The following is a 14,338-nucleotide window of genomic DNA, read 5'->3' as shown; positions in this document are numbered from 1 at the left end:
ATGCTATTGTAAACGTTAAGCCAGATGAATGCCGATTTGGTGCTCATGGCAGTACTGCGTGTACTCGTCATCTAACGGCTGAGATGTCACAATACAATGCAGTCTGTCAAAGGGCGCATAGGTCAACAGCGTTGATTTTCCGAATTTAGAATGATCGGCCAATAAATACACTTCTTTCGCTTTTTCTGAAATCCTCTTTTTAATGTCGTACTCGAGCAGATCCGAATTGGTCAATCCGTGTGTCAGTGTTGTTCCGGTTGCGGACATAAAGGCTTTGTTGATATTGTACTTCTCCAAGGTACCGGGATCATCCATGCCGACAAAGGAGCGTGTTTTTCTTTTATAGTTGTTTCCGATGATGATTAAGTTGATATGTTTCAAAGCCGCCGCCGCATTGATAATGTCCAAACTGTTGGTTAAAATGGTGACATTTTTGTTCGGATCAAGCGTATCGAGAATCGATTTGGTCGTTGTTCCTGAATCAATGAAGATCAAGTCATGGTCTTCAATAAACCGGGAAGCGTAATGGGCAATTTTTGTTTTCTCATCTTGGTGCTGGATGGTGCGATTCTCAAAAGGAACCAATGCGGTTTTCTCAATTGATGTTACGCCGCCGTATACTTTTTCGATTGCACCCTTTTCCGTTAGCTTGTTGATATCGCGTCTGACTGTGTTTTTCGAGACATTGAAAACCTGGCACAGCTCATCTAAGGAAACAGTGCCATGCGATAAAATGTACTCCTCCATTTCCTGTATCCGCATCAGTTTCATACAAAAAACTCCTTCTTGAATCTTAAAGTAATGTAAATATATAATAAAAACCAAAAGTTAATCAATAGTTGCTTAAAAAATGATAACATTGGTATAAATTTTTTTCAAGATTCACCGAACTTCCAGGCGGTCTCTTCCGTTGCTGAAAGATTAGTATAATAAAAATAATGAAAAAATTTAGTGTTTATGATTGACTTATGGGTATTATACGATTAGAATATAACCAAGAAATGACCAAGAAGTAACCTGTCGTGTGTGATTTCAGTGATGAAATGGTTGCTTGCATAACACATGTATCTAACCATTGATTTTTTTTGGTTTTTTTGAAAGCGTTTAATTCTTATCATATGAATCTATCCTGAACCATCCATACAAGTGTATGTGTTTACTAATGAAGGAGGCAATAAGAATGGCAGAAATCAGAAAATTAAAAAACTATATCAACGGTGAATGGGTTGAAAGCAAAACAGATCAATATGAAGACGTTATCAATCCGGCGACGAAAGAAGTGCTGTGCCAAGTGCCGATTTCTACAAAAGAAGACATTGATTACGCGGCTCAAAAAGCGGCTGAGGCGTTTAAAACATGGTCGAAAGTGGCGGTTCCGCGCCGTGCGAGAATTCTATTTAACTTCCAGCAGCTGCTGTCTCAGCATAAAGAAGAACTTGCTCATCTGATCACCATCGAAAACGGCAAAAACACAAAAGAAGCTCTGGGAGAAGTGGGACGCGGGATTGAAAACGTTGAGTTCGCGGCAGGCGCGCCTTCTCTGATGATGGGAGACTCACTTGCATCTATTGCGACGGATGTTGAAGCGGCCAACTACCGCTACCCAATTGGAGTTGTCGGCGGAATCGCGCCATTTAACTTTCCGATGATGGTTCCTTGCTGGATGTTCCCAATGGCCATTGCACTCGGCAACACATTTATTTTAAAACCGTCTGAGCGTACGCCGCTGTTAACGGAGAAATTGGTTGAGCTCTTCGAAAAAGCGGGCCTTCCTAAAGGTGTTTTCAACGTCGTATATGGTGCACATGATGTGGTAAACGGCATTCTGGAGCATCCTGACATTAAAGCGATTTCATTTGTTGGCTCTAAGCCAGTTGGCGAATACGTCTACAAAAAAGGTAGCGAAAACTTAAAACGTGTTCAATCTCTGACAGGCGCGAAAAACCACACGATTGTCCTGAATGATGCGAATCTCGAAGACACGATCACAAACATCATCGGAGCAGCCTTCGGTTCAGCCGGAGAACGCTGCATGGCTTGTGCGGTTGTGACAGTTGAAGAAGGTATCGCTGATGAATTCATGGCGAAGCTTCAAGAAAAAGCCGCTGAGATTAAAATCGGAAACGGCCTTGATGACGGCGTGTTCTTAGGACCGGTCATTCGCGAGGACAACAAGAAACGCACCCTCAGCTATATTGAAAAAGGACTGGAAGAAGGCGCGAGACTCGTTTGTGACGGACGTGAAAATGTATCTGACGACGGCTATTTTGTCGGTCCGACAATCTTCGATAACGTCACGACTGAGATGACGATCTGGAAAGATGAAATTTTCGCTCCGGTCTTATCCGTCATCCGCGTGAAAAACCTGAAAGAAGCCATTGAGATTGCCAACAAGTCTGAGTTTGCGAACGGCGCCTGCTTGTTCACATCGAACGCAAATGCCATCCGCTACTTCCGTGAAAACATTGATGCGGGAATGCTCGGCATCAACCTGGGTGTGCCGGCACCGATGGCGTTCTTCCCATTCTCAGGTTGGAAGTCTTCATTCTTTGGAACGCTGCATGCGAACGGTAAAGACAGCGTTGACTTCTACACGCGTAAAAAAGTGGTGACGGCAAGATACCCGGCACCTGATTTCAACTAAACGACGAACAGCCGAACGGCGTGTCTCTGCGCTGTTCGGACTCATTCTTACCATAGAAAGAGGAGGGCTTAACCATGAGTCATTTGTTGCGTAAGCCGCAGTCGAATGAAGTATCAAAAGGCGTCAACCTTGTGCATGAAGTAACGAAATCAAACTCAGAGCTTACCTATGTAGAGTTTAAAGTGTTAGATCTTACATCCGGTGCAAGCTATGCAGAAGAATTGAAAAAACAAGAAATCTGCATTGTGGCACTGACGGGAAAAATCACAGTGACGGATCATGAATCTACGTTTGAACATATCGGTACGCGTGAAAGCGTATTTGAGAGAAAACCGACAGACAGCGTCTATATCTCCAATGACCGTGCCTTTGAGATTACGGCAGTGAGTGATGCGAGAGTGGCGCTTTGCTATTCGCCATCAGAGAAGCAGCTTCCGACAAAGCTGATCAAGGCGGAAGACAACGGGATTGAACATCGCGGGAAGTTTTCCAACAAACGGACCGTTCACAACATTCTTCCGGATTCAGACCCTTCAGCTAACAGTCTTTTAGTTGTTGAAGTGTATACAGACAGCGGAAACTGGTCCAGCTACCCGCCTCATAAACACGATCAAGACAACCTGCCTGAGGAATCCTTCTTGGAAGAAACCTACTACCATGAATTAGATCCGGGCCAGGGCTTTGTATTCCAGCGCGTATACACTGACGACCGTTCCATTGACGAGACAATGACTGTAGAAAATGAAAACGTTGTCATTGTACCTGCGGGATATCATCCAGTTGGTGTGCCGGACGGGTATACTTCCTACTATTTAAATGTCATGGCAGGGCCGACGCGAAGATGGAAGTTTCATAATGATCCGGCTCATGAGTGGATTTTAGAACGCTAACAAGTGAGGAGTGGCTGTTTACGATGAAGTATACATTCAATGAAGAGAAGGACTTTGATATTGTTGCCATCGGTCGGGCGTGTATTGATCTGAACGCGGTTGAATACAATCGTCCAATGGAAGAAACTATGACATTTTCGAAATACGTCGGCGGTTCGCCTGCGAATATCGCGATTGGCAGCTCAAAGCTCGGCTTAAAAGCAGGCTTTATTGGCAAAATTCCAGATGACCAGCATGGCAGGTTCATAGAGTCCTATATGAGAAACACCGGCGTAGATACAACGCAAATGATCGTTGATAAGGAAGGGCATAAAGCCGGTCTTGCATTTACTGAGATTCTGAGTCCGGAAGAATGCAGCATCTTAATGTACCGCGATGACGTGGCGGATCTTTATCTTAAGCCATCGGAGGTAAGCGAGGACTATATCGCCAATGCGAAAATGCTGCTCGTTTCCGGTACAGCACTCGCCAAAAGCCCGTCTCGGGAAGCGGTGCTAAAAGCCATTCAATTTGCTAAAAAGCATCAGGTAAAAGTCGTATTCGAACTGGATTATCGTCCATACACTTGGCAGTCAGCGGATGAAACAGCGGTTTACTATTCTTTGGTCGCTGAGCAGTCCGATATCGTCATCGGAACACGGGATGAATTCGATGTCATGGAAAACCGCACAGGCGGCAGCAATGAAGAGTCTGTCAATTCTTTATTTGAGCATTCAGCCGACCTCGTCGTCATCAAGCACGGCGTAGAAGGCTCTTACGCATACAGCAAATCCGGCGAAGTCTTCCGCGCCCAAGCGTACAAAACAAACGTGCTGAAAACCTTTGGGGCCGGTGATTCGTATGCTTCGGCCTTTATCTACGGGCTTGTCAGCGGAAAAGACATTGAAACGGCATTGAAATACGGAAGCGCGTCAGCCTCCGTTGTTGTCAGCAAGCACAGCTCATCGGAAGCCATGCCGACAGCGGAAGAAATCGTACAGCTTATTGAAGCACAGTCATAATTGAAAAAGATCGAGTAAAGGTGGGATCGTTTGTGGGTAAGAAAATTCGCTTAACAACAGCACAAGCACTGATTAAATTCTTAAACCAGCAGTACATCCATGTTGATGGAAAAGAAGAGCCTTTTGTTGAAGGGATTTTCACGATTTTCGGCCATGGAAATGTATTAGGGATTGGGCAGGCGCTTGAGCAGGATGCAGGCCATTTAAAAGTGTACCAAGGGAAAAATGAACAAGGAATGGCGCATGCCGCAATGGCGTACAGCAAGCAAATGCTGAGAAGAAAAATTTATGCGGTCTCAACATCTGTCGGACCGGGAGCGGCCAACTTAGTGGCGGCAGCCGGCACTGCATTGGCAAACAACATTCCTGTTCTCTTGATTCCGGCAGATACATTTGCGACAAGACAGCCAGATCCTGTACTGCAGCAAATGGAGCAAGAATACAGTGCGGCGGTTACGACAAACGATGCATTGAAATCTGTATCGAGATACTGGGATCGCGTTACACGCCCTGAGCAGCTGATGAGCAGCTTGCTTCGCGCTTTTGAAGTCATGACTGATCCGGCCAAAGCAGGCCCGGCGACCATATGCATTTCTCAGGATGTCGAAGGTGAAGCGTACGATTTCGATGAGAGTTTCTTCGTCAAACGGGTTCACTATATTGATCGCATGCAGCCGAGCGAGCGCGAGCTTCAAGGTGCGGCGGAGCTGATTAAAGCCAGCAAAAATCCTGTGATCCTCGTCGGCGGCGGCGCAAAATACTCCGGTGCGCGCGATGAATTGGTTGCTATTTCTGAAGCGTATCACATTCCGTTAGTTGAAACACAGGCAGGCAAGTCGACTGTGGAAGCTGATTTTGCGAACAACCTCGGCGGAATGGGCATCACAGGTACACTTGCAGCAAATAAAGCGGCCCGCCAAGCTGATTTGATTATTGGTATCGGCACAAGATATACGGATTTTGCGACATCCTCTAAGACCGCTTTTGATTTTGATAAAGCGAAGTTTCTGAACATCAATGTCAGCCGAATGCAGGCATATAAACTCGACGCGTTCCAAGTGGTAGCGGATGCGAAAGTGACGCTTGGCAAACTGCACGGTTTGCTTGAAGGTTATAAGAGTGAATTCGGTTCAACGATCAAGGAGCTGAAGGACGAATGGCTCGCTGAACGTGAACGCCTCAGCAAAGTGACGTTTAAACGGGAAGCATTTGATCCGGAAATCAAACATCATTTCTCTCAAGAGGTTCTAAATGAATACGCTGACGCGTTGAATACGGAGCTTCCGCAAACAACGGCATTGCTGACGATTAACGAGACCATCCCTGAAGACAGCGTGATTATCTGTTCGGCAGGTTCTCTTCCTGGAGATTTGCAGCGTCTGTGGCATTCTAATGTTCCGAATACGTATCACCTGGAGTACGGATATTCCTGCATGGGCTATGAAGTGTCCGGGACACTGGGACTTAAATTAGCCCACCCTGATAGAGAAGTGTATTCCATTGTCGGAGACGGCAGCTTCCTGATGCTTCATTCCGAGCTGATCACGGCGATTCAGTACAACAAGAAAATCAATGTGCTGCTCTTTGACAACTCTGGTTTTGGATGTATCAACAACCTGCAAATGGACCACGGAAGCGGCAGCTACTACTGTGAGTTCCGCACAGATGACAACCAAATCTTGAATGTCGATTACGCGAAAGTCGCTGAGGGTTACGGTGCGAAAACGTACCGTGCTAACACAGTGGAAGAGTTAAAAGCGGCGTTAGAGGATGCGAAGAAACAAGACGTTTCAACGTTGATTGAAATGAAAGTGCTGCCAAAAACAATGACGGACGGCTATGACAGCTGGTGGCATGTCGGAGTAGCTGAAGTATCTGAAAAAGAAAGCGTTCAAAAAGCATACGAAGCAAAAGAGAAAATGCTCGAATCTGCTAAGCAGTATTAGAGGGGAGGCAACATGATGGGCAAACATGAAATCCTGTGGGGGATCGCTCCCATTGGGTGGCGGAATGATGATATGCCTGAAATTGGAGCGGGAAATACACTTCAGCATTTGTTAAGTGATATTGTCGTCGCACGTTTTCAAGGGACGGAAGTCGGGGGCTTTTTCCCCGAGCCTGCCATCCTCAATAAAGAGCTTAAGCTTCGCAATTTGCGCATTGCCGGAAAATGGTTCAGCAGCTTCATTTTGCGTGACGGACTCGGTGAAGCGGCGAAGGCTTTTACCCTGCATTGTGAGTATTTGCAGCAAGTGAATGCGGATGTCGCAGTTGTCTCTGAACAAACCTACAGCGTGCAAAGCCTTGAGAAAAACGTGTTTACAGAGAAGCCGCATTTTACTGATGAGGAATGGCAACGGCTTTGCGAAGGATTAAATCATCTTGGAAAAATTGCCGATCAGCATGGCTTAAAGCTGGTATATCATCACCACCTCGGTACTGGTGTCCAAACAGCGGAAGAAGTGGACCGCCTGATGGAGGGAACAGACCCTGCACATGTGCATCTCCTCTATGATACAGGCCATTCATATATTTCTGACGGCAATTACATGGGCATGCTGGAAAAGCATATTGATCGCATTAAACACGTGCATTTTAAGGATGCCCGTCTGAACGTTATGGAACAATGCAAACTCGAAGGGAAATCGTTTCAGCAATCGTTTTTACAAGGCATGTTTACGGTTCCCGGTGACGGATGCATTGATTTTAAAGAAGTGTATCAGCTGCTGTTAAAGCACAATTATTCCGGGTGGATTGTTGTTGAGGCTGAACAGGATCCCGATATCGCAAACCCGCTGGAGTACGCATTGATCGCCAGAAACTACATTGATGAGCAATTGTTGGGTGTGGCGAAATAACTTGAGGGGGAGTGAATATATGGGCAATACCATTGCAGATTCGGCCCTCAATAAACGGACCATCGCGGCAGCATTGGCCAACTATATTGATGCCGGTTCGATTGTGGCTGGATCTGCTGGTTTATCGTTATGGGTCAGTTACCTGAAACTGTCAGATACCCAAATCGGTCTGCTCGGCGCGTTGAGCGCAAACGCCATTTCTGCCGCTGTCGGCGCTTTGCTCGGCGGATTTCTGGCGGATAGAGTTGGGCGGAAAGCTGTTTACACCAACAGCATGCTCGTTTACGCGCTGGGAATTTGTTTAGTCCTGTTTGGAGTCAATTTCCCCATGTTGTTAAGCGGTTACATGATTATCGGGTTATCGGTTGGCGCTGATATCACCGCATCGTGGACCATTATCGCGGAAAACGCGCCTAAGAAAAACCGGGCCCGCCATTGCGGAGTCGCACAGGTCGCTTGGGCCGCGGGGGCAGTCGTTGTGCTGCTTCTCTCTGTATTGGTCGGTGACTTAGGTCTCTTGGGAAATAAAATTGTATTTGCTCATCTGCTGGTGATTGCGCTGATTACGTATGTCCTCAGAATCAGACTTCCTGAGTCAGATGCATGGCAGCAGAAAAATCAGCCCGCAGACACACAAACAGAGAAGCCGGCTGTATTAAACAAAACATCGTACTTTGATTTGCTCAAGCCTATGTATCTAAAAAGCATCCTGTTTTTGATGGGTGTGTACCTGGTTTGGAATTTAGCCGCCGGGGTGATGGGCTTTTTTATGCCATACATTTACCAGCAGGTCGGCGGGGTATCTGCCAATATGGCAAATCTTTTGCAAATGGGACTGTTTATCTTTACCGGACTGGGGGTCGCCTTGATCTTCATGCCTTTTGCAGATCAATATAGAAAACGTGTTTTTGGAATCGCAGCTTTTATGGCAGTGATTGGCTGGTCGCTGTTTCTGCTGCCGGTTGAAGGCCTGCCGGTTCTGCTCCTGTTTATTGTCGTGATCGGCATCAATAACGGAGCCGGACAGCAAGCAAACTATCAGTTATGGGCCAGTGAAATCTTTCCTACGCAATATCGTGCTTCTGCACAAGGACTGATGTTTTTCCTCGTCCGTATTTCAATAGGGATTTGGAGTCTGTTTGTCCCAATGATTATGACCAATTACGGCATTGGAACGATGGCTGCAATTCTCCTCGGATGTGTGACGGCCAGTATGATCATCGGTCTTCTCTTCGCGCCGAATACATCTGGCAAGTCGCTTGAACAAATTCAAGAGGAACTCTACGGAGCGCCTTACAATCAAGTAAAACAAGGCAAAGAAAGCAAAATGATGTAACAAACAAGAGGGAGTGGCTGTCAATGAGTTTACGTATTGGTGTTATTGGAACTGGAGCAATCGGAAAAGAACACATTAACCGCATCACAAACAAACTGTCCGGCGCAGACATTGTGGCTGTAACGGATGTCAATCAAGAAGCGGCACAGAATGTGGTCGAGCACTACCAATTAAATGCAGCAGTATATCCTGATGATGACAGCCTTCTGGCAGCTGAAAATATAGATGCTGTCTTAGTGACTAGCTGGGGGCCTGCGCATGAATCGAGCGTGCTGAAAGCGATTAAAGCCCAGAAATATGTGTTCTGTGAAAAGCCGCTCGCGACAACGGCTGAAGGATGCATGCGCATCGTCGAAGAAGAAATGAAAGTGGGGAAACGCCTCGTTCAAGTCGGCTTTATGCGCCGTTATGACAGCGGTTACGTACAGCTGAAGGAAGCGCTCGACAATAATGTCATCGGCGAGCCGCTGATGATTCACTGCGCGCACCGCAACCCGACTGTAGCTGAAAATTATACGACTGATATGGCAGTTGTTGATACGCTCGTTCATGAAATTGATGTGCTGCACTGGCTCGTCAATGATGACTATGAGTCCGTTCAAGTCATCTATCCGAAAAAATCGAAAAACGCCCTGCCGCACTTAAAAGATCCGCAAATTGTATTGATTGAAACTAAAGGCGGCATCGTCATCAATGCTGAAATCTATGTGAACTGTAAATACGGCTATGACATTCAATGTGAAATCGTCGGAGAAGACGGCGTCATCAAGCTTCCTGAACCATCAAGCATCAGCATGAGAAAAGAAGGAACATTCAGCACAAATATTCTGATGGATTGGCAGAGACGCTTTGTGGCCGCGTACGATGTGGAAATCCAAGACTTCATTGATTCGATTCAAAAGAAAGGCGAGGTCAGCGGCCCTACGGCATGGGACGGCTATATTGCTGCCGTTACGACTGACGCGTGTGTAAAAGCCCAGGAATCTGGACAAAAAGAAAAGGTTGATTTGAAGGAAAAACCGGCATTCTATCAATCGTTTACAACAGTTGAAAACTAAAAAAACAGAGGAGTGAAAATATGAAATTAGCATTGGATCCATCGATGTATCGAGATGATTTAACTTTGGAGGAAATGGTCTATAAAACGGCGGAGCTTGGCTATGAATATATTGAACTGTCGCCGCGTGAGGATTTTTGTCCATTTTATAAATATCCGAAAGTCGATTCAGCAAAAATCAAACAATTAAAGCGGCTTTTAAGGGATACAGGTGTTAAGCTTTCATCACTCCTTCCTCTTTACCACTGGGCGGGTCCTGAAGAAGACCGCCGGCAGGCTGCGGTACGCAACTGGAAAAGAGCGATCGAAATTGCGGTTGAACTTGAAGTGGATTTGATGAACAGTGAATTCAGCGGTTCAAAATATGATCCTTTGACAAGTGAAGAAAAATTTATCAAATCCATGGATGAGCTTCTGCCGGTCTTTGAAAAAGAAGGCATTAAACTCAATCTTCAAGCCCATCCATACGATTTTATCGAAACGCACAAAGGTGCGATGGATATGATCCGCGCGCTTGATAAGGATTGGATCAATCTTGTCTACTCGACTGCCCATACGTTCTTCTATGATGACGGCAAAGGCGACATCGAGACCATGTTTGACGAAGCCGGCGACCGCCTCACACATGTTTTATTTGCGGATACCTTTAATCATAAAGCGGCTCATGGCCTCCGCTACATCGTCAATCCGCCTGACGCCAAAGTAACAGTTCACCAGCATTTGGACATTGGCCAAGGCGAGGTTGATTTTGAGACGATTTTCAGAAAGCTGAGAGAGATGAAGTTCGACGGAATTGCGACGAACGCCGTTTTTGCTTGGGTCGATGAAAGAGCGGATGAATCAAGCCGATTTATGCTTAAAAAAATGAAAGAAGAATTAGGTCTGGCATAAGCTGAGCATGGAGTTCGGCGGGATATGGCGAACAGCCTTCCTGCCGAACTCCCTTCATATCTAAAATTGCAGATGGGGGAGTCTGGCATGAAACTTTGTTTTAACGAAGCAACAACATTGGAAAACTCAAATCTTAAACAGGATGTAGAGCTATGTGAAAAGCATGGCTATGATTATATTGAAATCCGCACAATGGATAAACTGCCGGAGTACTTAAAAGACCATTCATTGTCCGATCTTGCGGAATACTTTCAAACCCATCACATCAAACCGCTTGCCTTAAACGCACTCGTGTTCTTCAACAATCGTGATGAAAAAGGCCGCAATGAGATCATCGCTGAATTTAAAGACATGATGGAAACGTGCAAAACACTCGGTGTGAAATATGTCGTAGCCGTTCCGCTTGTGACTGAGCAGAAGATTGTAAAAGAAGAGATCAAAAAGAGCAGTGTAGAGGTACTGACTGAGCTTTCAGATATCGCAGAGCCGTATGGCGTAAAAATCGCGCTTGAATTTGTCGGCCACCCGCAATGTACGGTCAATACGTTTGAACAGGCGTACGACATCGTAAACACTGTCGAGCGTGACAATGTCGGGCTTGTCCTTGACAGTTTCCACTTCCACGCAATGGGTTCCAATATCGAAAGCTTAAAGCAGGCGGACGGAAAGAAAATTTTCATCTACCATATCGATGATACAGAAGATTTTCCAATCGGGTTTTTAACGGATGAGGATCGTGTATGGCCGGGCCAAGGGGCGATTGACTTAGATGCCCACTTATCAGCTCTGAAGGAAATCGGCTTCTCTGATGTTGTATCGGTTGAGCTCTTCCGGCCTGAATACTATAAGCTGAGTGCTGATGAAGCCATTCAAACAGCGAAAAAAACAACGGTTGATGTCGTATCAAAATACTTCAACATGTAATGGATAAAGGAGGGGTGGACATGGCTTTTGTATCGATGAAAGAGCTTCTTGAAGATGCAAAGCAGGAGCAGTATGCGATCGGCCAGTTTAATATCAACGGTTTGCAGTGGACGAAGGCGATTTTGCAGGCGGCGCAAAAGGAGCAATCACCAGTCATCGCCGCGGCTTCCGATCGCCTTGTCGACTATTTAGGCGGATTTAAAACGATTGCCGCCATGGTCGGCGCGTTAATGGAGGAAATGGCGATTACCGTTCCCGTGGTGCTTCATCTTGATCACGGAAGCAGTGCGGAACGCTGCAGACAGGCCATTGATGCCGGATTCAGCTCAGTGATGATTGACGGCTCTCATCAGCCGATTGACGAGAATATCGCGATGACAAAAGAAGTCACCGATTATGCCGCAAAGCACGGCGTGTCAGTAGAAGCCGAAGTCGGCACGGTCGGAGGAATGGAAGACGGGCTGGTCGGCGGGGTCTGCTATGCCGATATCACGGAATGTGAGCGGATCGTCAAAGAAACCAATATCGACGCGCTAGCCGCTGCCCTCGGCTCTGTACACGGCAAATATCAGGGTGAGCCGAATCTCGGATTTAAGGAAATGGAGGCTATCTCCCGCATGACTGATATTCCCCTCGTTCTTCACGGGGCATCCGGGATTCCACGGGATCAGATCAAAAAAGCCATCACGCTCGGCCACGCTAAGATCAATATCAATACGGAATGTATGGTAGCCTGGACAAACGAAACACGTCGAATGTTTCAGGAAAACAGCGATTTGTACGAACCGCGCGGCTATATGACACCCGGCATTGAAGCCGTGGAAGAGACAGTGCGAAGCAAAATGAGAGAGTTCGGATCAGCCGGTAAAGCAGCTAAGCAGCAGGTCGGCTGAAGAGACCTGAAACCGCCGAGATGGCGGTTTTTTTGTGCGGTGTTGCGTCCATACCCCCGAAACGATTATGATGATGGCAGCAGTGTAAGAAACGGGAGTGGTTCAGTTTGAATAAAATCATGATTGTAGAAGACAGTGAAGACATTCGCGGACTATTGCAGAATTATCTCGAAAAATACGGATACCAAACCGTGGTCGCCGCGGATTTTACGGCTGTTCTTGATGTCTTTTTGCGAGAAAAGCCTGATGTGGTGCTGCTTGATATCAACCTGCCGTCCTATGACGGCTATTATTGGTGCCGCCAGATCCGCCAGCACTCCACAAGCCCGATCATTTTCATTTCAGCCAGAAGCGGGGAAATGGATCAGGTGATGGCGATTGAAAACGGCGGAGACGATTATATCGAAAAACCCTTTTCCTACGATATTGTGCTGGCGAAAATCAAAAGCCAAATCCGCAGGGCATACGGAGAGTATGCCGCAAAACAGGGGGAGAAAGTGGTTGAATATGCCGGCGTGCAGCTCTTTGTGGAACGGTTTGAACTGCGCTTTCATGACGAAAAAAGCGAGCTTTCTAAAAAAGAAAGTAAGCTTTTGGAAGTGCTGCTGGAGCGGGGAGAAAAGGTGACGGGAAGAGACCGGCTCATGGAAAAAACATGGGACACCGACATTTTCGTCGATGATAATACACTTAACGTGTATATCACGCGGCTCAGAAAAAAACTGCGGGAGCTGAATGCGCCTGTTTCGATTGAATCGGTGCGGGGCGAAGGCTACCAGCTGAGGGCACAGTCATGAAGCTGTTTCTCCGGTCTCATACAGTGCTAATTCTGCTTTTTCTCCTTCAAGGGCTGTTTGTCTTCTTTTATTACTGGTTTGCGGGTCTTCATTCTTTTTCTCACTTGTTTTACATATTGGGCGTGCAGCTTCTTATTTTGGCGGGTTATCTTGCCTATCGCTGGTACAAAGACCGCGGCGTGTATCATTGGCTCAGTTCAGGACAGGAAGGGACGGACATCCCGTATCTCGGTTCTTCAGTGTTTTGTTCAGAGCTGTATGAAAAGCAGATGGAGCTGATCCGGCTGCAGTACCAGAAGCTCCATGAGACCGAAGCCAAGCTTGACGCGCGGGTGACGTATATGAATCAATGGGTGCACCAAGTAAAGACGCCGCTGTCGGTCATTAATTTAATCATTCAGGAAGAGGATGAGCCCGTTTTTGAACAAATCAAAAAAGAAGTCCGGCAGATTGAGTTTGGGCTGGAGACGCTTCTTTATTCTTCAAGGCTCGACCTGTTTGAACGGGATTTTAAAATTGAAGCGGTTTCCCTGTCCGAGCTTCTCCAATCAGTCATTCAAAGCTATAAACGATTTTTTATTCAATACCGCGTTTATCCGAAAATGAACATTTGTAATGATCATAAGATTTACACCGATGCAAAATGGCTTAAATTTGCGATCGGCCAAGTGGTCACAAATGCGGTCAAGTATTCAGCGGGCAAGAGTGACAGACTTGAGCTGAATGTCTCCCGCGATGAAGACAGGACGGTGCTTGAAGTCAAAGATTACGGTGTCGGCATACCCTCGCAAGACATCAAGCGGGTGTTTGACCCTTATTATACTGGTGAAAACGGACGGCGTTTCCAAGAATCTACGGGAATCGGCCTCCATCTCGTCAAAGAAATTACGGACAAGCTCAATCATACGGTGGACATCAGCTCGTCTCCCGGTGAAGGGACATCGGTTCGATTTTCATTTCTTACAAAAGTGTAAGGCTGCGTTAAGAAAACAACATAGCTCGTTTTGTTTCCCCTTGATAACATGGATTTACGTCAAGGGGAATTTT

13 protein-coding genes are annotated in these 14,338 nt (G+C 46.4%); 12 read left to right on the top strand and 1 reads right to left on the bottom strand.

Going from position 1 to position 14,338, the window contains the following annotated elements:
• Positions 1-15: 15 nt before the first annotated feature.
• Entirely contained in the window at positions 16-771 is a 756-nt protein-coding gene (gene iolR, locus V6D42_RS14155; RefSeq protein ID WP_010332530.1) for a myo-inositol utilization transcriptional regulator IolR, read from the bottom strand.
• Between the two features lie 409 nt (positions 772-1,180).
• Here iolR and iolA point away from each other — a divergent pair, with 409 nt between their 5' ends.
• From iolA to yxdK, 12 genes are all read left to right on the top strand, one after another.
• Positions 1,181-2,644 carry a methylmalonate-semialdehyde dehydrogenase gene (gene iolA / locus V6D42_RS14150; RefSeq protein WP_333513629.1) on the top strand — a complete coding sequence of 488 codons (1,464 nt, stop codon included), beginning with the start codon at positions 1,181-1,183 and terminating at the stop codon, positions 2,642-2,644.
• A 74-nt stretch (positions 2,645-2,718) separates the two neighbouring features.
• Complete coding sequence (gene iolB, locus V6D42_RS14145) at positions 2,719-3,534, top strand: 5-deoxy-glucuronate isomerase (RefSeq protein WP_333513628.1); 816 nt, start codon at positions 2,719-2,721, stop codon at positions 3,532-3,534.
• Positions 3,535-3,557: 23 nt separating this feature from the next.
• Complete coding sequence (gene iolC / locus V6D42_RS14140) at positions 3,558-4,535, top strand: 5-dehydro-2-deoxygluconokinase (RefSeq protein WP_333513627.1); 978 nt, start codon at positions 3,558-3,560, stop codon at positions 4,533-4,535.
• A 32-nt stretch (positions 4,536-4,567) separates the two neighbouring features.
• Positions 4,568-6,481 (top strand): 3D-(3,5/4)-trihydroxycyclohexane-1,2-dione acylhydrolase (decyclizing), encoded by a 1,914-nt coding sequence (gene iolD / locus V6D42_RS14135; RefSeq protein WP_333513626.1) that lies wholly within the window; start codon positions 4,568-4,570, stop codon positions 6,479-6,481.
• Between the two features lie 15 nt (positions 6,482-6,496).
• Complete coding sequence (iolE, locus tag V6D42_RS14130; RefSeq protein ID WP_326193351.1) at positions 6,497-7,393, top strand: myo-inosose-2 dehydratase; 897 nt, start codon at positions 6,497-6,499, stop codon at positions 7,391-7,393.
• Between the two features lie 19 nt (positions 7,394-7,412).
• Positions 7,413-8,729, top strand: coding sequence for a myo-inositol transporter IolF (gene iolF / locus V6D42_RS14125; protein WP_333513625.1), 1,317 nt, complete (start codon positions 7,413-7,415; stop codon positions 8,727-8,729).
• Between the two features lie 23 nt (positions 8,730-8,752).
• Complete coding sequence (gene iolG, locus V6D42_RS14120) at positions 8,753-9,787, top strand: bifunctional inositol 2-dehydrogenase/D-chiro-inositol 1-dehydrogenase (protein WP_333513624.1); 1,035 nt, start codon at positions 8,753-8,755, stop codon at positions 9,785-9,787.
• Between the two features lie 20 nt (positions 9,788-9,807).
• A complete protein-coding gene (locus V6D42_RS14115) occupies positions 9,808-10,677 on the top strand; it encodes a sugar phosphate isomerase/epimerase family protein (protein WP_229148338.1) in 870 nt (289 codons plus the stop codon).
• 87 nt (positions 10,678-10,764) lie between these two features.
• A complete protein-coding gene (iolI, locus tag V6D42_RS14110) occupies positions 10,765-11,601 on the top strand; it encodes a 2-keto-myo-inositol isomerase (protein WP_333513623.1) in 837 nt (278 codons plus the stop codon).
• Between the two features lie 20 nt (positions 11,602-11,621).
• Complete coding sequence (iolJ, locus tag V6D42_RS14105) at positions 11,622-12,494, top strand: 6-phospho-5-dehydro-2-deoxy-D-gluconate aldolase (RefSeq protein WP_333513622.1); 873 nt, start codon at positions 11,622-11,624, stop codon at positions 12,492-12,494.
• A 107-nt stretch (positions 12,495-12,601) separates the two neighbouring features.
• Positions 12,602-13,291: a two-component system response regulator YxdJ gene (gene yxdJ / locus V6D42_RS14100; protein ID WP_095712634.1), complete on the top strand. Its 690-nt coding sequence runs from the start codon at positions 12,602-12,604 to the stop codon at positions 13,289-13,291.
• Positions 13,288-14,265, top strand: a complete 978-nt coding sequence (yxdK, locus tag V6D42_RS14095; RefSeq protein WP_333513621.1) for a two-component system sensor histidine kinase YxdK — start codon at positions 13,288-13,290, stop codon at positions 14,263-14,265. Before yxdJ ends, yxdK begins: the two co-directional genes overlap by 4 nt.
• Positions 14,266-14,338 lie beyond the last annotated feature (73 nt).

It is taken from the genome of Bacillus sp. 0909A (genome assembly GCF_036765115.1).
Classification (GTDB): Bacteria; Bacillota; Bacilli; order Bacillales; family Bacillaceae; genus Bacillus; species Bacillus mojavensis.
This window is presented reverse-complemented; position numbering and strand designations above follow the sequence as displayed.

What these genes read in the sequence shown, in the direction of transcription:
- iolC (WP_333513627.1), top strand. Translation starts at nt 3,558, where the DNA reads ATGAAGTATACATTCAATGAAGAGAAGGACTTTGATATTGTTGCCATC.
- iolB (WP_333513628.1), top strand. Translation starts at nt 2,719, where the DNA reads ATGAGTCATTTGTTGCGTAAGCCGCAGTCGAATGAAGTATCAAAAGGC.
- iolI (WP_333513623.1), top strand. Translation starts at nt 10,765, where the DNA reads ATGAAACTTTGTTTTAACGAAGCAACAACATTGGAAAACTCAAATCTT.
- iolF (WP_333513625.1), top strand. Translation starts at nt 7,413, where the DNA reads ATGGGCAATACCATTGCAGATTCGGCCCTCAATAAACGGACCATCGCG.
- V6D42_RS14115 (WP_229148338.1), top strand. Translation starts at nt 9,808, where the DNA reads ATGAAATTAGCATTGGATCCATCGATGTATCGAGATGATTTAACTTTG.
- iolE (WP_326193351.1), top strand. Translation starts at nt 6,497, where the DNA reads ATGGGCAAACATGAAATCCTGTGGGGGATCGCTCCCATTGGGTGGCGG.
- iolA (WP_333513629.1), top strand. Translation starts at nt 1,181, where the DNA reads ATGGCAGAAATCAGAAAATTAAAAAACTATATCAACGGTGAATGGGTT.
- yxdK (WP_333513621.1), top strand. Translation starts at nt 13,288, where the DNA reads ATGAAGCTGTTTCTCCGGTCTCATACAGTGCTAATTCTGCTTTTTCTC.
- iolR (WP_010332530.1), bottom strand. Translation starts at nt 771, where the DNA reads ATGAAACTGATGCGGATACAGGAAATGGAGGAGTACATTTTATCGCAT.
- iolG (WP_333513624.1), top strand. Translation starts at nt 8,753, where the DNA reads ATGAGTTTACGTATTGGTGTTATTGGAACTGGAGCAATCGGAAAAGAA.
- iolJ (WP_333513622.1), top strand. Translation starts at nt 11,622, where the DNA reads ATGGCTTTTGTATCGATGAAAGAGCTTCTTGAAGATGCAAAGCAGGAG.